The sequence below is a fragment of the Mesorhizobium sp. WSM4819 genome (genome assembly GCF_055811215.1).
Genome location: NZ_JBVVQO010000004.1, coordinates 209,961 through 232,569 on the forward strand (window position 1 = coordinate 209,961; position 22,609 = coordinate 232,569).

16 protein-coding genes and 1 tRNA gene are annotated in these 22,609 nt (G+C 63.2%); 9 read left to right on the top strand and 8 right to left on the bottom strand.

Annotated elements, in window-relative coordinates:
- Positions 1-28: 28 nt before the first annotated feature.
- Both AC0L18_RS06330 and gltB read right to left on the bottom strand, forming a co-directional pair.
- Positions 29-1,483, bottom strand: a complete 1,455-nt coding sequence (locus AC0L18_RS06330; protein WP_473491106.1) for a glutamate synthase subunit beta — start codon at positions 1,481-1,483, stop codon at positions 29-31.
- 144 nt (positions 1,484-1,627) lie between these two features.
- Positions 1,628-6,376: a glutamate synthase large subunit gene (gltB, locus tag AC0L18_RS06335; RefSeq protein WP_473491107.1), complete on the bottom strand. Its 4,749-nt coding sequence runs from the start codon at positions 6,374-6,376 to the stop codon at positions 1,628-1,630.
- 590 nt (positions 6,377-6,966) lie between these two features.
- On the opposite strand from gltB, the gene AC0L18_RS06340 reads away from it, so the two are divergent.
- A complete protein-coding gene (locus tag AC0L18_RS06340; RefSeq protein ID WP_473491108.1) occupies positions 6,967-8,019 on the top strand; it encodes a threonine aldolase family protein in 1,053 nt (350 codons plus the stop codon).
- A 70-nt stretch (positions 8,020-8,089) separates the two neighbouring features.
- On the opposite strand, the gene AC0L18_RS06345 is transcribed toward AC0L18_RS06340, so the two are convergent.
- Positions 8,090-8,554: an Hsp20 family protein gene (locus AC0L18_RS06345; protein ID WP_023798077.1), complete on the bottom strand. Its 465-nt coding sequence runs from the start codon at positions 8,552-8,554 to the stop codon at positions 8,090-8,092.
- A gap of 566 nt (positions 8,555-9,120) precedes the next feature.
- Between AC0L18_RS06345 and AC0L18_RS06350 the strand changes: the two genes are divergently transcribed.
- Positions 9,121-10,095: an alpha/beta fold hydrolase gene (locus tag AC0L18_RS06350; RefSeq protein WP_473491109.1), complete on the top strand. Its 975-nt coding sequence runs from the start codon at positions 9,121-9,123 to the stop codon at positions 10,093-10,095.
- 132 nt (positions 10,096-10,227) lie between these two features.
- Here AC0L18_RS06350 and AC0L18_RS06355 read toward each other — a convergent pair whose 3' ends face one another.
- The 3 genes from AC0L18_RS06355 to AC0L18_RS06365 form a co-directional block, all read right to left on the bottom strand.
- Positions 10,228-10,716, bottom strand: coding sequence for a DUF1579 domain-containing protein (locus AC0L18_RS06355; RefSeq protein ID WP_473491110.1), 489 nt, complete (start codon positions 10,714-10,716; stop codon positions 10,228-10,230).
- A gap of 172 nt (positions 10,717-10,888) precedes the next feature.
- Positions 10,889-11,662 carry a histidinol-phosphatase gene (gene hisN, locus AC0L18_RS06360; RefSeq protein ID WP_473491111.1) on the bottom strand — a complete coding sequence of 258 codons (774 nt, stop codon included), beginning with the start codon at positions 11,660-11,662 and terminating at the stop codon, positions 10,889-10,891.
- A 468-nt stretch (positions 11,663-12,130) separates the two neighbouring features.
- On the bottom strand, positions 12,131-13,087 hold the full coding sequence (locus AC0L18_RS06365) for an N-formylglutamate amidohydrolase (RefSeq protein WP_473491113.1): 957 nt from the start codon (positions 13,085-13,087) through the stop codon (positions 12,131-12,133).
- Between the two features lie 147 nt (positions 13,088-13,234).
- On the opposite strand from AC0L18_RS06365, the gene cpdR reads away from it, so the two are divergent.
- Both cpdR and AC0L18_RS06375 read left to right on the top strand, forming a co-directional pair.
- On the top strand, positions 13,235-13,597 hold the full coding sequence (cpdR, locus tag AC0L18_RS06370) for a cell cycle two-component system response regulator CpdR (RefSeq protein ID WP_006199474.1): 363 nt from the start codon (positions 13,235-13,237) through the stop codon (positions 13,595-13,597).
- A gap of 118 nt (positions 13,598-13,715) precedes the next feature.
- Positions 13,716-13,790, top strand: a tRNA-Val gene (locus AC0L18_RS06375).
- A gap of 330 nt (positions 13,791-14,120) precedes the next feature.
- On the opposite strand, the gene fcl is transcribed toward AC0L18_RS06375, so the two are convergent.
- Positions 14,121-15,083, bottom strand: a complete 963-nt coding sequence (fcl, locus tag AC0L18_RS06380) for a GDP-L-fucose synthase (protein ID WP_473491114.1) — start codon at positions 15,081-15,083, stop codon at positions 14,121-14,123.
- Between the two features lie 142 nt (positions 15,084-15,225).
- Positions 15,226-16,380: a dihydrodipicolinate synthase family protein gene (locus AC0L18_RS06385; RefSeq protein WP_473491116.1), complete on the bottom strand. Its 1,155-nt coding sequence runs from the start codon at positions 16,378-16,380 to the stop codon at positions 15,226-15,228.
- Between the two features lie 240 nt (positions 16,381-16,620).
- Between AC0L18_RS06385 and AC0L18_RS06390 the strand changes: the two genes are divergently transcribed.
- The 5 genes from AC0L18_RS06390 to AC0L18_RS06410 are packed head-to-tail and all read left to right on the top strand — an operon-like array spanning position 16,621 to position 22,582.
- Positions 16,621-17,664: a LacI family DNA-binding transcriptional regulator gene (locus AC0L18_RS06390; RefSeq protein WP_473491118.1), complete on the top strand. Its 1,044-nt coding sequence runs from the start codon at positions 16,621-16,623 to the stop codon at positions 17,662-17,664.
- On the top strand, positions 17,661-18,677 hold the full coding sequence (locus tag AC0L18_RS06395) for a Gfo/Idh/MocA family protein (protein ID WP_473491119.1): 1,017 nt from the start codon (positions 17,661-17,663) through the stop codon (positions 18,675-18,677). The genes AC0L18_RS06390 and AC0L18_RS06395 overlap by 4 nt, the downstream gene beginning before the upstream one ends.
- Positions 18,674-20,275, top strand: coding sequence for an acyl CoA:acetate/3-ketoacid CoA transferase (locus AC0L18_RS06400; RefSeq protein ID WP_473491120.1), 1,602 nt, complete (start codon positions 18,674-18,676; stop codon positions 20,273-20,275). Before AC0L18_RS06395 ends, AC0L18_RS06400 begins: the two co-directional genes overlap by 4 nt.
- A complete protein-coding gene (locus AC0L18_RS06405; RefSeq protein WP_473491121.1) occupies positions 20,268-21,044 on the top strand; it encodes an enoyl-CoA hydratase/isomerase family protein in 777 nt (258 codons plus the stop codon). Before AC0L18_RS06400 ends, AC0L18_RS06405 begins: the two co-directional genes overlap by 8 nt.
- A gap of 26 nt (positions 21,045-21,070) precedes the next feature.
- The gene (locus tag AC0L18_RS06410; protein ID WP_473491123.1) at positions 21,071-22,582 is read left to right on the top strand and encodes an aldehyde dehydrogenase family protein; all 1,512 of its coding nucleotides are present in this window, start codon (positions 21,071-21,073) and stop codon (positions 22,580-22,582) included.
- Positions 22,583-22,609: the final 27 nt, after the last annotated feature.

A 22,609-nucleotide genomic window follows, 5' to 3' on the forward strand; every position in this document is an offset into this window, starting at 1 on the left:
CGGACGGCCGCACAAGTAGGCGACGGTCTCAGCGCGGCAGCACGCTCGATCCCATCAGCGCCTCGTCGATCGAACGCGCTGCCTGACGGCCCTCGCGGATCGCCCAGACGACCAGCGATTGACCGCGGCGCACATCGCCCGCCGCATAGAGTTTTTCGACGCCGGTCTTGTAGTCGCGATCATTGGCCTCGACGTTGTTCGAGCGGCGGCTGTCGATGGCGATCTTCATCTGGCCAGCCAGTTCCGACACCGGCCCGACGGCGGCCGGCCCGGCAAAGCCGATAGCGATGAAGGCGAGATCCGCACGGATGACGAATTCCGTGCCGGCGATCGGCTTGCGCCTTTCATCGACCTCGCAGCATTTGACGCCGGTCAACGCGCCGTCCTCGCCGATGAATTCGAGCGTCGCCACCTGGAACTCGCGCTCGGCGCCTTCCGCCTGCGAGGACGAGGTGCGCATCTTCGTCGCCCAATAGGGCCAGACCGAAAGCTTGTCCTCCTTTTCCGGCGGCTGCGGCCGGATGTCGAGCTGGGTGACACGCACGGCGCCCTGGCGGAAGGCAGTGCCGACGCAGTCGGACGCGGTGTCGCCGCCGCCGACGACGACGACATGCTGGCCGCCGGCGACGATCGGCGGCGAGGGCCACGCCACCGACTGGATCGGCTCGCCGCCGATGCGCTTGTTCTGCTGCACCAGGTAAGGCATCGCGTCATGCACGCCGTCGAGATCGTCGCCGGGAATGTTGGCCGGGCGCGGCGTTTCCGAACCGCCGCAATAGAGCACCGCATCATATTCGGCGAGCAGCTCCGCCACCGGCTTGTTGACGCCGACATTGATCCCGCAATGGAAGCTCACCCCCTCGCCTTGCATCTGCTCGATGCGCCGGTCGATGTAGTGCTTCTCGATCTTGAAGTCGGGGATGCCGTAGCGCATCAGCCCGCCCGGCCGGCTCTCACGCTCATAGACGTGAACGTCGTGACCGGCGCGGCCAAGCTGCTGGGCGGCCGCCATGCCGGCCGGCCCCGAGCCAATGATTGCCACGCGCCTGCCGGTTTTCCTTTCCGGCGGATATGGCCGGATATGACCGGTTTCATAGGCCTTGTCGGCGATTGCCTGCTCGATCGTCTTGATGGCGACCGGAATGTCCTCGAGGTTCAGCGTGCAGGCTTCCTCGCAAGGTGCCGGACAGATGCGGCCGGTGAATTCCGGGAAGTTATTGGTCGAATGCAGGTTGCGGATCGCATTGTCCCAGTCGCCGTTGTAGACGAGGTCGTTCCAGTCCGGGATCTGGTTGTGGACCGGGCAGCCGGTCGGCCCGTGACAGTACGGAATGCCGCAATCCATACAGCGCGCGGCCTGTTTCTCGACCTCCTTGTCCGACATCGGCAGCGTGAACTCGCGAAAATGCCGGATGCGGTCGGAAGCCGGCTGGTACTTGTGCACCTGCCGGTCGATCTCGAGAAACCCTGTTACCTTGCCCATAGTCCAGTCCCTGCTGTCCAGATGGCGCGCTCGACGTCGCACCCGTTAACCTCATAAGGCAGCCATGGCAACCTTCAGTCCGAGGCCAGGATTGTTGATGAAGGCGTCGACCGGGAAGCTTTGCTTCCCGGCAACTCCCAAAGCCTATTCCGCCGCAACGCCCATGCGCATGCGTTCCATTTCGATCAGCGCGCGGCGGTATTCGACCGGCATGATCTTCCGGAATTTCGGCCGGAAAGTCGCCCAGTTGTCGAGGATTTCGCGGCCGCGCACCGAACCCGTGTAATGGACGTGGTTCGAGACCAGCTGATAGAGCCGCTCCTCATCATGGCTGGTCATGTCGCCGGACACGTCGACGCGGCCTTTGTGGTCGAGGTCGCCGCCATGATGGAGCAGTTTCTCCATCAGGTCGTCTTCTTCAGGAACGGGTTCCAGTTCGACCATCGCCATGTTGCAGCGCTCGGCGAAATCACCCACCTCGTCGAGCACATAGGCGACGCCGCCCGACATGCCGGCGGCAAAGTTGCGGCCAGTCTGCCCGATGACGACGACAATGCCGCCGGTCATGTACTCGCAGCCATGGTCGCCAACACCTTCGACGACGGCGGCGACGCCCGAATTGCGAACCGCAAAACGCTCGCCGGCGACGCCGCAGAAATAGGCCTCGCCCTCGGTCGCGCCGTAAAGCACCGTGTTGCCGACGATGATCGACTCCGCGGCGACGATCTTGGTGTTCTCAGGCGGGCGGATGACGATGCGGCCGCCCGACAGGCCCTTGCCGACGTAGTCATTGGCCGCACCGACCAGCTCGAACGAAACCCCACGCGCCAGGAAGGCGCCGAAGGACTGGCCGGCGGTGCCGGTGAGCTTGACCGAGATCGTGTCCTCGCGCAGGCCCTTGTGCCTGAAGCGCTTTGCCACTTCGCCCGACAACATGGCGCCGGTCGAACGGTCGACATTGCGGATCGGCAGCTCGATGCCGACCGGCTGCCTGGCGTCCAGCGCCGGCTTGGCCAACTCGATCAGCTTGCGGTCGAGCACGTCGTCGATCGGATGCTTCTGCCGCTCGGTCCAGTGCACCGCCTCATGCGGCGCATCCGGCTTGAAGAACATCTTGCTGAAATCGAGCCCGCGTGCCTTCCAGTGCTGGATCAGCCCCCGCTTCTCCAGGAGGTCGGTGTCGCCGATGATCTGGTCGAGATGGGTGTAGCCCATCTCGGCGAGCAGCGCCCGCACCTCTTCCGCCACATAGAAGAAGAAGTTGATGACATGTTCCGGCGTGCCCTTGAAGCGCTTGCGCAACACCGGATCCTGCGTCGCGACGCCGACCGGGCAGGTGTTGAGATGGCACTTGCGCATCATGATGCAGCCGGCCGCGATCAGCGGCGCGGTCGAGAAGCCGAATTCGTCGGCGCCAAGCAGCGCGCCGATGACGACGTCGCGCCCGGTGCGCAGGCCGCCATCGACCTGCAGCGCGACGCGCGACCTGAGGCCGTTGAGCACCAGCGTCTGGTGCGTCTCGGCAAGGCCCATTTCCCACGGGCTGCCGGCGTGCTTGAGCGAGGTCAGCGGCGATGCGCCGGTGCCGCCGTCATAGCCGGAAATGGTGATGTGGTCGGCGCGCGCCTTGGCGACGCCGGCCGCAACCGTGCCGACACCGACTTCGGAAACCAGCTTGACCGAGACATCAGCCGCCGGGTTGACGTTCTTGAGGTCGTAGATGAGCTGCGCCAGATCCTCGATCGAGTAGATGTCGTGATGCGGCGGCGGCGAGATCAGGCCGACGCCGGGCGTCGAATGCCTGACCTTGGCAATGGTGGCATCGACCTTGTGCCCGGGCAGCTGACCGCCCTCGCCGGGCTTCGCGCCTTGCGCTACCTTGATCTGCATCACATCGGAGTTCACCAGATACTCCGCCGTCACGCCGAAACGCCCGGAAGCGACCTGCTTGATCGCCGAACGCTCGGGGTTCTTGCCGCCGTCCGGCAGCGGCAGGTAACGGTCGGCCTCTTCGCCGCCCTCGCCGGTGTTCGACTTGCCGCCGATCGTGTTCATGGCGCGCGCCAGCGTGGTGTGCGCTTCCCTGGAGATCGAGCCGAAGGACATCGCTCCGGTCGAGAACCGCTTGACGATATCGGCAGCCGACATGACCTCGTCGAGCGCGACCTTCTTGCGCCCGGTTTCTTCGGCCAGCCTGATCTTGAACAGGCCGCGAATGCTCTGCGCCCGCGCCGTCTCGCTGTCGATCTGAGCGGAATAGTCCTTGAACGTCTGCCACGATCCCTGGCGCACGGCGTGCTGCAGGGTGGCCACCGCATCGGGCGACCAGATATGCGCTTCGCCGCGCATGCGGAACATGTATTCGCCGCCGACCTCGAGGCTGTTGCGCAGCACCGGGTCGTTGCCGAAGCCGTCGGCGTGGCGGCTGACCGTCTCGGCCGCGATCTCTTCCAGCCCGACGCCTTCGATCAGCGTCGCGGTGCCGGTGAAATATTTTTGCACGAAATCGGTCTTCAGCCCGATGGCGTCGAAGATCTGCGCGCCGCAATAGGACTGGTAGGTCGAGATGCCCATCTTCGACATCACCTTGAGAATGCCCTTGCCAATCGACTTGATGTAGCGGGAGACGACCTCATTGGCGTCGACTTCGGCCGGCAGCTCGCCGCGCTTGTGCATGTCAAGCAGCGTGTCGAAGGCGAGATAGGGATTGATCGCCTCGGCGCCATAGCCCGCAAGGCAGCAGAAATGATGCACCTCGCGCGGTTCGCCGGACTCGACCACCAGCCCCACCGACGTGCGCAATCCCTTGCGGATCAAATGATGGTGGACCGCCGCCGTCGCCAGCAATGCCGGGATGGCGATGCGGTCCGGCCCGAGCTGACGGTCGGACAGGATGATGATGTTGTAGCCGCCGGCGACCGCCGCCTCGGCGCGCTCGCACAGCCGGTCGATGGCGCCCTGCATGCCGGCCGCGCCTTCGTTCGAAGCATAGGTGATGTCGATCGTCTTGGTGTCGAAACGGTCCTCGGTATGACCGATGGAGCGGATCTTCTCAAGATCGCCATTGGTCAGGATCGGCTGGCGCACTTCGAGCCGCTTGCGACGCGAATTGCCGACGAGATCGAAGATGTTCGGCCTCGGCCCGATGAACGACACCAGGCTCATCACCAGTTCCTCGCGGATCGGGTCGATCGGCGGGTTGGTGACCTGGGCGAAGTTCTGCTTGAAATAGGTGTAGAGCAGTTTCGATCTGTCCGACATCGCCGAAATCGGCGTGTCGGTGCCCATCGAGCCGACCGCTTCCTGGCCGGTGGTCGCCATCGGCGACATCAGCAGCTTGGTGTCTTCCTGGGTAAAGCCGAACGCCTGCTGGCGGTCGAGCAGGCTGACGTCCCTGCGCAGCGCCCGCGGCTCGACCGGCTTCAGGTCTTCGAGGATGAGCTGGGTGTTGGCGAGCCAGCTCTTGTAGGGATGCCTGGTCGCAATCTCCGACTTGATCTCCTCGTCGGAAACGATGCGGCCCTTCTCCAGGTCGATCAAAAGCATGCGGCCGGGCTGCAGCCGCCACTTCTTGACGATCCTTTCCTCCGGCACCGGCAGCACGCCAGCTTCCGAGGCCATGATGACGCGATCGTCGTCGGTGACGATATAGCGCGCCGGGCGCAGCCCGTTGCGGTCGAGCGTGGCGCCGATCTGGCGGCCGTCGGTGAAGGCCACCGCCGCCGGCCCGTCCCACGGCTCCATCAGGGCGGCGTGGTATTCATAAAAGGCCTTGCGATCTTGATCCATCAGCTTGTTGCCGGCCCAGGCCTCAGGGATCAGCATCATCATCGCGTGGGCGAGCGAGTAGCCGCCCTGCGTCAGGAATTCGAGCGCATTGTCGAAACAGGCGGTGTCCGACTGCCCCTCATAGGAGATCGGCCACAGCTTGGAGATGTCGTTGCCGAACAGTTCGGAATCGACCGAGGCCTGCCGCGCCGCCATCCAGTTGACGTTGCCGCGCAGCGTGTTGATCTCGCCATTGTGGGCGACCATGCGATAGGGATGCGCCAGCTTCCACGAGGGGAAGGTGTTGGTCGAGAAGCGCTGGTGGACGAGGATCAGCGCCGTCTCGAAACGCGGATCGGTCAGATCCTTGTAATAGGCGCCGACCTGATAGGCCAGGAACATGCCCTTGTAGACGATGGTCCGCGATGACATCGACACGACGTAGAACCCATTGTCGACGCCCTTGGTCTCTTCGTGGATACGACCGGAAATGACCTTGCGCAGGATGTAGAGCCGCCGTTCGTAATCGTCGTCGCTCTCGATCTCGGCGCCACGACCCAAAAACACCTGCCGCTGGACCGGTTCTGAAGCAGCGATATCAGGCGCCTTCGACAGCGATGAATTGTCGACCGGCACGTCGCGAAAGCCGAGCAGCGGCTGGCCTTCGAGCTGCGCGACCTCGGCGATGATGCCTTCGATATGCGCCTGAAGCTCAGGATCGCGCGGCATGAACACATGGCCGACGGCGTAATGGCCGGGCTTGGGCAGTTCGACGCCCTGGCTGGCCATCTCCTCACGGAAGAAGCGGTCGGGAAGCTGCACCAGCACGCCGGCGCCGTCGCCCATCAGTGGGTCGGCGCCGACGGCGCCGCGATGCGTCAGATTTTCGAGCACCGCCAGGCCGTCCGTGACGATCTGATGCGACTTGACGCCCTTCATATTGACGATGAAGCCGACGCCGCAGGCATCGTGCTCGTTGCGCGGATCGTAAAGGCCGTGGGCGGCGAACCCGGTAGGGGTCCGCCCGATCCTGGTCAGGCCAGTGGCGATGGACGGATTTTTGACGGCTAGCGCTTTCGTCTGCGCGGCCGGGCCGTTCGTCGCAGATGGCGTCACTTCCGTCATCGTCCTGTCCTCCATCCCAGCCCTTAGGGCGCTGGTTTCCGTTGGGAAGCGCATGAGCTTCCCTTTCATCCTTGCGGCACGTCTTGCGAAATCCCGTCTTGCGAAATCCTTGCCGAACCAGGCGGCCTGGTTCGCATCCGGCAATCGTACAGGCCAGAGCCGGGCTGTCTACTGTCGCTCGCGGCAACGGCCGGAGAGGCCCAATGATACGCCAATCCAGCCTGTTTTGTGCGACAAAATAAGACAGCACTACTGTCCTAAATTTTTATGACAGAAATTGCGGATGTGCACAAGACCGATTCACAACAATTGTGGGCATCCAGAGACAGAAAATTACGCGCCACCCGGCCAAAACGCAACCTTCAGTCGTCCGCCTTAATGCATGTCGCGCAAAAGTGTGCTGCGGTTTTGCGATAACGACATGCATGAAAACAACAACCTAAAAGCGCGTCGCATGAGGCCGGCCGAACGCGACGCGCTTTAGGTCCCCGGCCTCTCGTTGGCTTTACCGCTTTTCCGGCACTTGGCACTTGCGAGCGGCATGCGAAAGCGGCCAAGGTCGCCTCGATTTTCCCAGCACAGGCAAACGCATGAATTTCGCTTCCGACAATTGGGCAGGCGCCCATCCCAGCATCGCCGCGGGCCTGTCGGCCCATGCCGGCGGCTTTTCCACCGCCTATGGCGACGGCGCCCTCGACGAGTCCGCATACCAGCGCTTCAACGAAATCTTCGAGCGCGAGGTCGCGGTGTTTTTCGTGGCCACCGGCACCGCCGCCAATTCCCTGTCGCTGACCGCCTACAACAAATCGGGCGGCATTTCCTTCTGCCATCGAGAGTCGCATGTCATCGAGGATGAATGCGGCGCCCCGGAATACTTTACCGGCGGCTCACGGCTCCATCCCGTCGACGGCGCGCTGGGCAAGATCGATCCGAATAGGCTGGACAGGGCGGTCGGCCGGTTCGCGGCTGAAATCGTCCATTCCGGGCGCCCGATGGCGGTGTCGATCACCCAGTCGACCGAGGTCGGCACCATCTACACACTGAACGAAATTGCCAGGATTTCGGCGATCGCCAAGCATCACAAACTGCCGCTGCACATGGATGGCGCCCGCTTCGCCAATGCGCTGGTCGCGCTCGAGACAACACCGGCGGAGATGACCTGGAAGGGCGGCGTCGACATCCTCTCTTTCGGCGGCACCAAGAACGGCTGCTGGTGCGCCGAGGCTATCGTGCTGTTCGACCTCGACCGCGCCAGGGAACTGGCCTTCCTGCGCAAGCGCGCGGCGCAATTGTTCTCGAAATCGCGCTTCATCGCAGCGCAGTTCGAAGCTTATTTCAAGGACGACCTGTGGCTCGACACGGCCCGGCATGCCAACGCCATGGCAGCACGCCTCGCAGCACTGATCGAGGATTCCCCGTCGGCGCGTCTGGCCTGGCTGCCGCAAGCCAACGAAGTGTTCGCGGTGATGAAAAAGGCCAAGGCTGAACGGGTGCATTTGGCCGGTGCCGCCTTCTACGACTGGCACAAGCCGCACGACTTTGATGGCCATATCGGCGAGGACGAAGCGCTCTATCGTTTCGTCACCAGCTTTGCGACCACGGCCGAAGAGGTCGACCGCTTTGGCGAGCTAATTGCTGGATAGCGGCACTTAATTCAAAAAGGGCGGCGCCAGGCGCCGCCCCTCGTCTGTTAGGTCGTCTTTGTGACGCAGCTTACGCGGTGGTCTTGGCCTCGATCTGCTTGGCCTTCGCCGAAGACGCGGTGATCGCGATCTTGCGCGGCTTCAGCTCCTCGGGAATATTGCGCTTGAGGTCGACGAAGAGCAGGCCGTTCTTCAGCGAGGCGCCGACGACATCAACATGGTCGGCAAGCTGGAAGCGGCGCTCAAAGGCCCGGCTGGCGATACCGCGATAGAGCAGTTCAGAGCCTTCGCCATTGCCCTCCTTGCGCTCACCCTTGACTGTCAGAACGTTGCGGTGAGCCTCGATCGAGAGCTCATCGTCCGAGAAGCCGGCGACCGCCATCGAGATGCGATAGGAATCCTCACCGGTGCGCTCGATGTTGTAGGGCGGATAGGTCTGTGCACCTTCCGGCTGCGCAAGCGAATCGAGCATGGTGAACAGCCGGTCGAAACCGACGGTCGAACGATAAAGCGGGGAAAAATCAACGTGACGCATGGTGTGTTCTCCTGTTGAGCAACAAGGTTTGCGTATGGCCGGTGCGAAACCCGTGACGGCGTTCCGGATGGGCCAGCGGCCCCGACATTGGCGGCCGCAGCAGACATTTGGGGAGCACGAGAAGGCATTTCAAGATTCTGCCGCCTCGATGAACGGCAGATGAACCGCGGCTTCGGCGGACGTTCAGCTAAGTCGCGCTAGACTGCTTCCAGGATCAAGGAACAGGCGGCGGTTACGGCGTCGCGCGTCCTCTCGGACACGCAAAAGGAAGCTGTAACACTTTGATTGCGCATGATTCACGGCGAAATCGGCTGCGGTTTTCGCGGTTATGCGCGAGATGCCGCAACGAGGCCGACCGGGTGTAACGTCCCTTCCTCCCGGATCGACGGGGGGCCGGAAGCACGCCGCAAGCTGCTTTCGGCCTCACTCGCCGTCTGGCTCGTTCAGCCTTTCCAACGCGTCCGGAATTCCTTTGCTTTTGCTGCCCTTTGCTTTTGCTGCATGGGGCGTCTATGCCTACCAAAGCTTGCGCCATGCAGGCAGCGACACTTAAAACGCAGCGCCGAATGACGGACCTCCTCGACAAAATTCCCCTCTTCCACGAAATTCCGGGCAATCCGCTGCCGGAAAATGCGGCCCGTGGTTTCTTCACCGCGCGCGACGGCAAGAAAATCCGTTATGGCCTCTTTCCCGCCGTTGCCCGCCCGATGAAGGGCACCGTGGTCCTCTTGACCGGCCGCAACGAGTGCATCGAAAAGTATTTCGAGACCATCCGCAACCTCGCCGACCGCGGTTTTGGCGTCGCCACCTTTGACTGGCGCGGCCAGGGCGGTTCCGACCGGCTGATCAGCGATCGCGAGCGCGGCTATGTCCGCAGTTTCTTCGACTACACCGGCGACCTGGAACAGTTCTTCGAGGAGATCGTGCTGCCCGACTGCCGGGGGCCGTATTACATATTGGCCCATTCGGCCGGGGCGGTGATCACGCTGCTTGCCGGGCCGTCGATGGTGAACCGCGTACGGCGCATGGTGCTGATCGCGCCCTTCCTGGCGGTGCCCGACCTGCCGGTCTCGACAGCCACCGTTCGCCGCCTCTGCTCGCTGTTCTGTCTGCTGGGCCTTGGCAAGCTTTACGCCGCCTGGGGTCCGCGGCCCAGAAAAACCATACCCTTTGCCGTCAACAAGGTGACATCGGATCCCGAGCGGTATCGGCGCAACACGCTGCTCTACGAAACCTACCCGCAGCTGGCGCTCGGCGGCCCGACGATCCGCTGGCTGAAAGCGGCGGCGCAGGCCTCCGAGGTCATCAGCGATCCCGACTTCATGGCCAGGATCCGGGTTCCCTTGCTGGTGGTCGCCGCCGGCGCCGACCAGGTCGTCTCGACGAAAGCGGTGGAAACCTACACCAGACGCCTGCGTCTCGGTTCACTGCTGGTGATCGATGGTGCACGCCATGAAATATTGCAGGAGACCGACTTCTATCGCGAGCAGTTCTTTGCCGCCTTCGATGCCTTCATTCCGGGAAGCGACGACAACTCCTGATTGAATGCCGTGCTCGTCCGGACGCCAAAAGACCGCTCCAAATCATTGAATTCCATGACTTGGCTTGAAAGAATGGCTTGGCTTGAAAGAATGACTTGGCTTGAAAAAATGCCTTCCAGGTCGATCGTCGGCCTACACTTGCCGGGCGAAATCCATGATCCAGTTGGTCTCCCAGGTCTTGCCGCCATCCGCTGAAAAAGCCTGCTCCCAGCGCGCCGATTTTTCAGTCATCCGCGACCACAGGAAGCGAACCTGGATAGCGCGTCCGTCAAAAACGTCTTCACACAGGAACATGCCGACGCCTGCTTGGAAGGCGCCGCGCATCGGAATATCGATGGTCGCCGGATTGCGGCCGTCGATCCACCAGATCGACCATTGTCTCGTCGCCGGATCGAAGGTCCGCAGCGTGGCGGCGCGATAGGCGCCGACCGGCAATTCAATCACATTGTCGTCGACATTGCCGAGTCCGCCAAGGATCGGGCGCACCTCGCATGTCCCGCCAAACACGTCCCAGTTCGTGTCGCCTTGCAGGCGCTCCTGCAACCTTCGATGGTTGACGTTCCAGCGTCCGAAGAAGAAATCGAAATCGGCCCGCCCATCTCCCAGGGCATTTTCTGCCAACGCATTTTCCACTGGAGCATCTTCGGAATGGCTGGTTGTTGACCGCGTCGGCATGAGACTCCCTCCCGTGGCATTGTCTCCATAGCCGAGCGCTGCTGACACCCTGCCGTCAGGAGCATTGGGTTATCGTCGCCGTGGGCTGCAGTCCATAATGGCCAGCTGCCCAGCCGGTTCAGCCACGCAACGCCGCCATCGCGGCGGCATGAAGCTCCGGCGTTGCCGCAGCCAGGATGTCGCCGCCCCTTTCCGCCGGTCCGCCTTCGAAGGTGGTGACGACGCCGCCGGCCTCCTCGATGATCGGGATCAGCGCGACGATATCGTAGGGTTTCAAACCGGGGTCGGCGACGATGTCGACGCTTCCCGCCGCGACCATGGCGAAGGCATAGCAGTCGGTACCGTAGCGGGCGAGCTGGACCTGCCGCTCGAACAGGTCGTAGCGCAGGCGCGCGTCTCCCTTGAACAGTGCTGGCGTGGTGGTGAACAGCGTCGCTTCGGCGAGGCTTGTCGTCTTGCGTGTGGTCAGCCTTCGCGGTCCGCCCGGGCCTTCATAATGGGCGCCGGACGCGTTGGCGTAGAAAAGCTCGCCGGTGAAGGGCTGCGACATCATGCCGGCGACGGCATCGCCGTCGACCGTCAGCCCGACCAAGGTTCCCCACACCGGCAGGCCGGAAATGAAGGCACGGGTGCCGTCGATCGGATCGATCACCCAGACATGCCTGCTGGAAATGTTCTCGCTGCCATGCTCCTCGCCGAGAATGCCGTGATCGGGATATTCCGCTGATATAAGCGCGCGGATGACCCGCTCGGCCTCGCGGTCGGCCTCGGTGACCGGGTCGAAGCTGCCTTGCTCCTTGTTGGCGACCGCGCCCTGGCTGCGGAAGCGCGGCAAGGTTTCGGCTGCGGCGGCATCCGCAATGCGCCGCATGAAATCGATGCTGATGTCCAACTGATTCTCCCGCGTAATGCATGTCGCGCAAAAGTGTGCAGCGGTTTTGCGATAACGACATGCATAAAACAACAACCTAAAGCGCGTCGTCCGGTCAAACGCGAGGCGCTTTAGCGTGCTGGAACCATCGTCTGCCTGTGGATTTCCGCCAAAACAAGGGCGTGCGAGACTTTTGCGCATCGACGACTGTTGCTCGAATGCAACGCTGGCGCCCTCGAAACGCAGTTTCCACATCATAGTGAATTAAAAACGCCGCACGGCGGCTTGACATTTGTGCATCGCACAATAGATTTGTTCTCGGACAGGCTCTCCTGTCCATGCCCTCCTTGGGCGTTTCCTCCCTAGACTTCGACCGTGTCGTGCAAACGATGCGGTCTTTTTTTCGGCGCGGCACTCAGCCGATTGCGCGTCCCGACCCGCACGCCGATGCCTTTATCCGGCGCAAGATCTCGTTTCGTTTTTCGGCGATCATTCGGCGGCAAGCGGCAGGTCGATAAAATTGTGGTCGGGCATTGCCATCAGGTCGGCCGAGAATTGCGCCAGATCGTCGGCGAGCGCATCGAAGCCGGCGGATTTCTGGAACGTCCGCTCGTTCATGTAGAGCCCGCGATTGACCTCGATCTGCAGCGCATGGAGATGGCGCACGGGGCGGCCATAGTGCTCGGTGATGAAGCCTCCGGCGTAGGGCTTGTTATGGGCGACGGTATAGCCCATGCCGATGAGCAGGCCGATCGCCGTCTCGGTCAACGCTGCCGCGGCGGAGATGCCGAAACGGTCGCCGACGATGAAGTCGGGCCTGACGCCGCTGTCGCCGACCCTGATGCTCGCCGGCATCGAATGGCAATCGATCAGCACGGCAAAGCCGAACCGCGCATGGGTCCTGGTCAAAAGCCGTTTCAGCGTCTCGTGATAAGGCTTGTAGACGGCCTCGATACGCGCGACGGCTTCCGCCAGCGGCAAGCGGCCGGCATAGATTTCGAGCCCCTCTCCCACCAGCTTGGGCACCGTGCCAAGCCCACCGGCGACGCGCGCCGAACGGATGTTGCAGAACGACGGCACCGGTTCGGCGAACATGCGCGGATCGAGTTCCCAAGGCTCCCGGTTGACGTCGAGATAGGCGCGCGGGAAGTTTGCCGCCAGCATCGGCGCGCCGAGCGCGACCGCGCCGCCGAACAATTCGTCGACATAGCAATCTTCGGAGCGGCGGATGGCGTTTCGGTCCAGCCTTGCCATGGCCAGGAACCGGTCCGGATAGTGACGGCCGCTATGCGGCGAGTTGAAGAGGAAGGGGACACGCTGTTCGGCGCCCGACCGGATTTCGAAGGGGGGAACGACCGAAAAATCCTCGGCTGCCGTTTTCAATTTGAACGTACCCGGAAACACCAATGCATCATGGTTTGAAAGGTGCCACCTCGCCGGCCGCATGTCCAGCGTTTCGGCGTCCGGACCGCTTTGTCAAAGCCGGATCGGGCCTTTATCGTTCACTTGATGTTTACCCTCACCTCCTCATATACAGGATGGTTAACGGGCTGCCCCACGGCAGTCCCGGGCGGGTGATTCGGACGGGACAAGATGGCACGCATTCTACTGGCGGAAGACGACGATGACATGCGCCGGTTCCTCGTCAAGGCGCTGGAACGTGCCGGCTACCAGGTCAGCGACTTCGACAACGGCGCCAGCGCCTATGAGCGGCTGCGCGAAGAGCCGTTCTCGCTGCTGTTGACCGATATCGTCATGCCGGAGATGGACGGCATAGAACTCGCCCGCCGCGCCACCGAGATCGATCCAGACCTCAAGGTGATGTTCATCACCGGCTTCGCGGCCGTTGCGCTCAATCCGGATTCCAAGGCGCCGAAAGACGCCAAGGTGCTGTCGAAGCCGTTCCATCTGCGTGACCTCGTCAACGAGGTCGAAAAGATGCTGCAGGCAGCCTGACACGTTTTCCGCCGCCGGCCTCCGGCGCGCCTTCGACGGTGCGGCAAGACGAACCTTTCTTTCCCTTTTCCTGCTATTGACGCGCCGTGGCAAAAATGGTGTATGCGCGGCTTCGGATGGGCGTGTAGCTCAGCGGGAGAGCACTGCATTGACATTGCAGGGGTCACAGGTTCAATCCCTGTCACGCCCACCATCCAGACAATCCGCCGTCACTCGCACCCCGTGGATTTCCTCGTCTTACGGGCGCGCTTCTGGTTGGACCGCGTGAATGCCGTATTCTCGAGAACGCCAAATCGGGCCGCTTGATTTTTGGCCCCAGCCAATGCTTCTCATTGAAGTCGGCAGAGCTTTTTTTCGGCCTTACCGACGAGACGATATGAATTTTGATGTCCCGGGGGATCGCTCTTCCAAGTGAATCCGAAACGGTATCCAACATATCGGTGAGCGAGTTTGCATTGGCCATCGCCAAGAGACGGCCGCCGCCCAGGCCGTCATGTCTGGTTGCAGCGATCAGCGTCGACGATCACGCCGCGCCGAGGCGGAGATCGCCCGTCTCGATATGCTGGAGAAACCAGGCATAGGTCTGCTCCAAGCCACTCTGAAGCGAGTACCGCGGGCGCCAGCCCGTGGCAAACAGGCGCGATACGTCCATCAGCTTGCGCGGCGTGCCGTCCGGCTTGGTCGCATCGAATGTGAGCACCGCCTCGGCGCCGACGACGGAGAGCATGGTGCGGGCCAGTTCGGCAATGGTGATGTCTTCGCCCGAGCCGACATTGACGTGGCTGTCGCCGGCATAGTTTTTCAGCAGCCAGACCAGAGCGTCGGCGGCGTCGTCGACATGCAGGAACTCGCGCATCGGCGTGCCCGATCCCCAGACCTCCAGGGTTTTGTCGCCGGCGCGCTTGGCCTTGTGCGCCTTGCGCATCAGGGCTGGCACGACATGGCTGGTGGAAAGGTCGAAATTGTCGCCGGGGCCATAGAGGTTGGTCGGCATCGCCGAGATGTACTCGACATCGTATTGGCGCCGATAGGCCTGGCACAGTTTCAGCCCAGCGATCTTGGCGATCGCATACCATTCGTTGGTCGGTTCGAGCGGACCGGTCAGCAAGGCATCCTCGGAGATCGGCTGCGCCGCAAACTTCGGATAGATGCAGGACGAACCGAGAAACAGCAATTTCTGCACCTCGTTGCGGAAGGCGCTCTCGATGACATTGGTCTGCATGATGAGATTGTCCTGCAGAAAATCGACCGGCAAATTGTTGTTTGCCAGGATACCGCCGACCTTGGCCGCCGCCATAACCACCGCGTCCGGCCTGTGGCCAGCCATCCAGCGCCGCACACCGGCCTGGTCCATCAGGTCGAGTTCATCGCGGGATGCGGTCAGGACCTCGCAGTCCTCCTCCGCCAGCCTGCGCATTAAGGCCGAGCCGACCATGCCGCGATGCCCGGCCACGAAAATGCGCTTGCCCCTTAGGTCGTAATCCATTGGCGTATCCCTATGCAGAACGGCCGCTATGACCATCTGGCGTCGGGGCCGGATGGACCTTGCGTCGGACGCATACCGCATACAGATTTGCCGAGACAAGCCAAATCGGAGATTCGGGCGAGCTCTTCTTGTGGTATGGCGGTCAGACACCCGCCACGGCGCACAGGCTCTTCATTCTGGCGACGGCAAGCTCCGGGTCGGCCAGCAATCCGGCCTGGTCGGCGAGGCGGAACACATCGGCATAGTGGCAAATGCCGCGTGCCGACTGCATGCCGCCGACCATCGAAAAATGGTCCTGGTGGCCGTTCAGCCAGGCCATGAGGACGACACCGGCCTTGTAGTACTCGGTTGGCGCCTCGAAGATTTTCCGTGACAGAGATACCGTCGGCGCCATCAGCGCGTCATAGCCGGCGCGATCGTCGTCGGCCAGCCTCGCCAGCGCGGCATTGGCGACCGGCGCGATAGCGTCGAAAATACCGAGCAGCGCATGCGAATATCTTTCGCCGTCGCCGGCGATCAGCTCGGGGTAGTTGAAATCGTCGCCGGTGAACATGATGACGCCTTCCGGCAGCCGGTTGCGCAGGGCAATCTCTTTGCCGGCATCGAGCAGCGATATCTTGATCCCCTCGACCTTGCCGGCCTGGCGTTCGACGATGGCGACGACCGTGTCGAGCGCGGTGTCGAAATCATGGCTGCCCCAATAATTCTTCAGCGCCGGATCGAACATGTCGCCCAGCCAGTGCAGGATGACCTTGCCGGATGCCTGGGACAGGATGCGGTCATAGACGCTGGCATAGTCGTCGGGACCCTTGGCGACAGCCGCCAGCGCGCCGCTGGCCATCATGATCGCCTTGCCGCCGAGGCCTTCGATGAAACCGAACTGCTCCTCATAGGCCGCGATGACATCGTCGAGCGTCCTGGCGGCGCCTGGCGCCAGATGGTCTGTTCCGGCGCCTGAGGCGAGGTCGGCGCCCTCGACGGTCCGCGCCTCGGCGATCGAGCGGCGGATCAATTCCCTGGCGTTGGTCCAGTCGAAACCCATGCCGCGCTGCGCGGTATCCATCGCCTCGGCGATGCGGAAGCCGAGCCGCCACAGATGATGGCGGAACGCCATCGTGCGCTCCCAGTCGACCGCTGGATGAGCCCACGGATCGGTCATCGCGAGGGGATCGGCAACGACATGGGCGGCGGCATAGGCGATACGCGAAAACCGCGCGCCGATCACCGGCTGTGCCGGATGGCCGACAAGGCGGTAGCGAGTGCTGCGACCGCCCTCCCCGGGCAAGGCAATGTCCATCGATCTCTCCCTTGGTCGCGCTATTAAATGGAACGTTCCAACAAATCAAGAACCTTTTTGGATTCTCGATCTATACCCTAAAATGCTGCATTGCAGCGAAGAAATCCGTTTTAAGAGCGACATTTAAGCGCCGATTGCCAGATTTTTCGAATTCGGGAAAAATCCTGATTGACTCAAATCCAGCTCAGAATTAGAACGTTCCAATAAATTCGGCCAGAAAAAAGCGGAGGACGTATCTGAATGGCCAGCAGGCCCAAGGCGACGATACTCGACATTGCCCGTGAGGCGGGCGTGTCCAAGTCGACGGTGTCGCTGGTGCTGCAGGGCAGCGGCCTGATCCGGCCTGAGACCGCGCTGAAGGTTCGCAAGGCGATCGAGGATGTCGGCTATGTCTACAACCGCGGCGCCGCCAATCTGCGCAAGGCCCATTCCAACGTCATCGGCATGGTCATCAACGACCTTACCAACCCGTTCTTCGCCGAAATGGCGGTCGGCATGGAGCGTGTGTTCCAGTCGGCTGATATCGTGCCGTTCATCGCCAACACGGCGGAAAACCCGGTGCGCCAGGAAGAGGTGCTGAAATCGCTGATGGAGCAAGGTGTCGCCGGGCTGATCGTGTCGCCGGCGCGCGGCACGACCCCTGGTGCTTTCCGTCGCATCGAGATGGCGGGCCTTCCGATCGTCTTCACCATGCGCCGCCTTCCTGAAAGCCGCATCCCGGTGATAGCGCCCGACAATCATCGCGGCGCCTGGCTCGCCACCGCCCATCTGATCGGCAAAGGGCATCGCCGGCTGGCGTTCTTCGGCGGCTCATCGGATCTGGTAGTCTATCACGAGCGGCTGGGCGGTTTTCGCGAGGCTTGCGAGGGGCTCGGCATTGCCAAGCGCGACACGCTCGTCGTCGAAGGCGAAACCAGCCGCAAGGGCGGCATTGCCTGCCTGGAGACGGCCCTCGCCATGGCCGAGCCGCCGAGCGCGGCGCTGTGCTTCAACGATGCGGTTGCCTTCGGAGTCATGCTGGCGCTGCGCAAGCGCGGCCTCGAGCCCGGCGCGGATTTCGCCGTTGTCGGCTTCGACGACGTGATCGAAGCCCAGCACTACATGCCGGCGCTGACCAGTGTCGCAGTGGATTCGGCAGGCCTCGGCGAGCGCGCCGCCCATGTCATGCTGAAGATGATCCAGTCGCGCACCACGCGCGCCGAGGATCATATCGGCGCCGTCAACCTCGTCGTCAGGGACAGTTGCGGTCCTGATCGCCGTGCCGGAATGGGAGACGCGGCATGACCGTAAGATGGGGACTGATCGGCGCAAGCACGATCGCCAGACAATTCGTGATCAACGCCATTCGCGCGCAACCGAACAGCGAGATCGCGGCGGTGATGAGTTCCAGCCCGGAGCGCGCCGCTGCCTATGCCAAGGAGAACGGCATTGCGCTCGCCGTCTCGACGCTCGATGCATTGCTCGGCTCCGGCATCGACGCCGTCTACATCTCGACCACCAACGAACTGCATCTCGAACAGGCACTAGCCGCCATCACCGCGGGAAAACATGTGCTGTGCGAAAAGCCGCTGGCGCTGACCAGCGCCGATGCGCGGAAGATGGTCGCCGCCGCCAAGGCGGCCGGTCTCGTGCTCGGCACCAACCATCATCTGCGCAATGCCGGCTCGCACCGGGCGATGCGCGAAGCCATTGCCGCCGGCCGCATCGGCAAGCCGATTGCCGCGCGCGTCTTCCACTCGGTCTATCTGCCTGAAAATCTGCAGGGCTGGCGCATCACCAGGCCGGAAGCCGGTGGCGGCGTGGTGCTCGATATCACCGTGCACGATGCCGACACGCTGCGCTTCGTGCTCGGCGACGATCCGCTCGAGGTTTCGGCGTTCACCCAGGCCGCAGGCATGGCCAGCGGCGGGCTGGAAGACGGCGCCATGTGCATCTGGCGCTTCACATCGGGCATCATCGCCCAGTCGCATGAGGGTTTCACCACCAAATTCGCCGGCACAGGCTTCGAGGTGCATGGCAGCGAAGGCTCGCTGATCGCGAAAGATGTGATGACGCAGAAGCCGATCGGCTCTCTGCTGCTGCGCACGGCAACGGGCGAAGAGGAATTGAGCTTCGACCGCGAAGATCTCTATGTCAGGTCATTGCGCCAGTTCCATGCGGCGATCGGTGGCGAAGGCCAGCCGTCGGCCACCGGCGAGGACGGCGTCTGGTCGCTGACATCAGCCGAAGCCGCGTTGCAATCCGCGAAGGCCGGAAAATCGGTCGCGATCGATCCGAATCTCGGGGGCGCAGCGTGAGCAAACTCGTCTCCGCAGCGCAAGCCGCCAGCCTGATCATGGACGGCATGGTCGTTTCGGTGTCGTCGTCGAGCGGTCTCGGCTGCCCGGATGCGGTGCTCGCCGCGATCGGCGAGCGCTTCGACGCGGAAGGCCAACCGAAGAACATCACAACGCTGCACCCGATCGCGGCCGGCGACATGTACGGCATCAGGGGTATCGACCATCTGGCCAAGCCCGGCCTGTTGAAGCGCACGCTGTGCGGCTCCTATCCGTCCGGCCCGTCCTCTTCGGAGCCGCCGCAGATCTGGAAGATGATCGGTGACAATTCGGTCGCCGCCTACAACGTGCCCTCAGGCATCCTGTTCGACATGCATCGCGAGGCCGCTGCCAAGCGCCCCGGCGTGCTGACCAAGGTCGGCCTCGACACCTTCGCCGACCCGCGTCATCAGGGCTGCGCCATGAATGCGGCGGCCAGCGAGCCGATCGTTTCGGTGCAGCAGTTCGACGGCGAGGAATGGCTCTATTTCCGCTCGATCGTGCCTGATGTCTCCATCATCCGCGCCACCACCGCCGACGAGCGCGGCAACCTCACCTATGAGCACGAGGGCGCCTATCTCGGCGGGCTGGAGCAGGCGCTCGCCGCCCGCAACAATGGCGGCATCGTCATCGCGCAGGTCAAGCGCGTCGTCGAGAACGGCACGCTGAAACCGCATGATGTGCGCGTGCCCGGTGTGCTGGTCGACCATATCGTGGTGGCGCCCGACCAGTTGCAGACGACGCTGACACCCTACGACCCGGCCATCTCCGGCGAGATCTTCCGGCCGCTGTCGACTTTCCGCAACGCCGAGATGAGTGTCCAGAAGGTCATCGCGCGACGCGTCGCCATGGAGCTTGCCGACGGCATGGCCGTCAACATTGGCTTCGGCATCTCGGCCAACGTGCCGCGCATCCTTATCGAGGAAGGCCAGCACGGCAAGGTCACCTGGGTGATCGAACAGGGCGCGGTCGGCGGCGTGCCGCTGCTCGATTTCAAGTTCGGCTGCTCGTCGAACGCCGACGCCTTCATGCCTTCGCCACACCAGTTCACCTACTTCCAGGGCGGCGGTTTCGACGCGTCGCTGCTGTCCTTCCTGCAGATCGACCGCCACGGCTCGGTCAATGTGTCGAAGCTTTCGGCCAGACCGCATGTCACCGCCGGCGCCGGCGGTTTTGTCGACATCACCGCGCGGGCGAAGAAGATCGTCTTTTCCGGTTTCTTCAATGCCGGCGCCAAACTGTCGCTGGCCGATGGCGGCATCCGTATCGACGGGGAAGGCAAGGTCAAGAAGGTGGTCGCCGAGGTCGAGCACATCTCCTTCTCGGGCAAGCGCGCTGTCGCGCAAGGACAGGACATCACCTATGTCACCGAGCGCTGCGTCATGAAGCTGACGCCGGATGGGCTGATGGTGACTGAGTTGGCACCGGGCATCGACCTCGAGCGCGACGTGCTGGCGCAGGCCGAGATCCCGCTCGCCGTCGCCAACGACCTGAAGGTCACGCCGGACGCGCTCTACCGTGACCGGCCGATTGGACTGTCGCTCAATGGCGGCGCCTCGCTTGGAGGCGCGCATGGCTGAGCGTCTCGTCAGCTTTGAAAAAGACGGTGCCATCGGCATCGTCACGCTGCGCCGGCCGGAGAAATTCAACGCGCTCGACATCGCGATGCTGCGCGCGCTGGAAGCCGCACTCGATACGGCCGAGGCCGCGGACGGCGTCCGCGTCGTGCTGCTGTGCGGCGAAGGCAAGGGTTTTTGCGCCGGCGGCGACGTCGAAGCCTGGTCGCAAATGAGCGCCGCCGATTTCCAGGTGCAATGGGTTCGCTACGGCCACCGCGTCTTCGATCGGCTGGCGCGGTTGCGGCAGCCGACGATCGCCGTTCTGTCCGGCCATGCACTGGGTGGCGGGCTGGAACTGGCGGTCGCTACAGACTTCCGCGTCGCCGAGGCGCAGGTCAAATTGGGTTTTCCGGAAACCTCGATCGGCGTGGTGCCCGGCTGGTCCGGCACGCAGCGCGCGGTGCGCCGCTTCGGCGCCCAGACGGTGCGGCGCATGGCGCTTGGCGGAGAACTGTTCGTGGCTGCCGAAGCACTCGCTCTGGGCATCGTCGACCGGGTGGTCGAAACGGGCAACGCATTCACCGAGGCCAGGGCCTGGGCCGGCAAGATCGCCGAGCGCGGCCCGCTGGCAACCGAGGCCGCCAAGCTGATGATCGCGATCGCCGAAGGCGAGGACAGTACCGCCGCAACCGAGGCGCTGGCCAGCGGCTTCATCGCGCTGACCGGCGATCTCAAGGCCGGTGTCGACGCCTTCAAGGCCAAGCAGAAACCAGCGTTTTCAAGATCATGAGAATGCAAGCGGAACCCAGAACTCACATGAACTTGCCCCTCACCATCGCCATGCCCGCCGAGGCATCCGCAGCACCGAAGACCTACCGGCTGCTGATCGACGGCAAGTTCGTCGATGCCCGCGACGGCCGCACGCTGGAGCGCAACAGCCCCGGCCACGGCTTCACCGTTTCGCGCTATGCGCAAGCCGGCGCGGCGGAAGTCGAGGCGGCGGTACAGGCCGCGCACAAGGCTTTCGAGACCGGCCCCTGGACGCGTATGAAGGCCGGCGAGCGCGCCGCAATCCTGCTCAAGGCGGCGGACCTGATCGAGGCGCGGCTCGAGGAGATTGCCCGGCTCGACGCGCTGGAATCCGGCAAGCCGATCGCCCAGGCGCGCGGCGAGATCGGGGGTGCCGTCGACATCTGGCGCTATGCCGCGGCGCTTGCCCGCACGCTGCATGGTGAGACCTACGCCAACCTCGGCGACGCCATGCTGGGCGTCGTGCTGCGTGAGCCGATCGGCGTCGTCTCGATCATCACGCCGTGGAATTTTCCGTTCCTCATCGTCAGCCAGAAACTGCCGTTCGCGCTCGCCGCCGGCTGCACGGCCGTGGCCAAGCCGAGCGAGATGACCTCGGCCTCGACCTTCGTGCTCGGCGACATCCTGATGCAGGCCGGCTTGCCGGATGGCGTCGTCAACATCCTCGCTGGACTGGGCGCAGATGTTGGCGCGCCGATGGTCAGCCATCCGCTGGTCGAGATGGTGTCGTTCACCGGCTCCACCCGGGTCGGAAAGGTGACCATGGCATCGGCTGCAAACGCGCTGAAGAAGGTCTCGATGGAGCTCGGCGGCAAGAACGGCCAGATCGTCTTTCCAGATGCCGACCTCGAAGCCGCCGCCGACGCGGCGGTGTTCGGCGGCTTCTTCAACGCCGGCGAATGCTGCAACGCCGGCAGCCGGCTGATCGTCCATGAGGCGATCGCCGACGACTTCCTCGGCGCAGTGAAGGCGCTTACCGCCAGGGTCACCGTCGGCGATCCGCTCGACGACAGCACCAAGGTCGGCGCGATGATCTCTTCCGAGCACCTCTCCAAGGTCACCGGCTACGTGGCGGCGGCGGCAAACGACGGCAGCAGCGTCTATAGCGGCGGCAAGCAGATCGCCTCCAATGCCGGTCAGTATCTCGATCCGACCATCCTTCGCGGCGTGACCGAAGACATGGCCATTGCACGTGAGGAAGTGTTCGGCCCGGTGCTGTCGGTGCTGACGTTTGGATCGATTGAAGAGGCGTTGCGCATCGCCAACAACACGCCCTATGGTCTATCGGCGGGTGTGTGGAGCGCCAGCATCGACACCTGCATGTCGGTGGCGCGGAGTGTGCGTTCGGGAACCGTTTGGGTGAACACGTTCATGGAAGGTTATCCCGAGCTGCCTTTCGGAGGCTACAAGCAATCCGGTCTCGGACGCGAACTCGGCAAGCGCGCCGTCGAGGACTATACCGAGGAAAAGACAATCCAGTTTCATCGCGGCCAGCGCACCGGATGGTGGGTCGGCTGAGCTGTGAAGAACCCGGCGGATATCAGC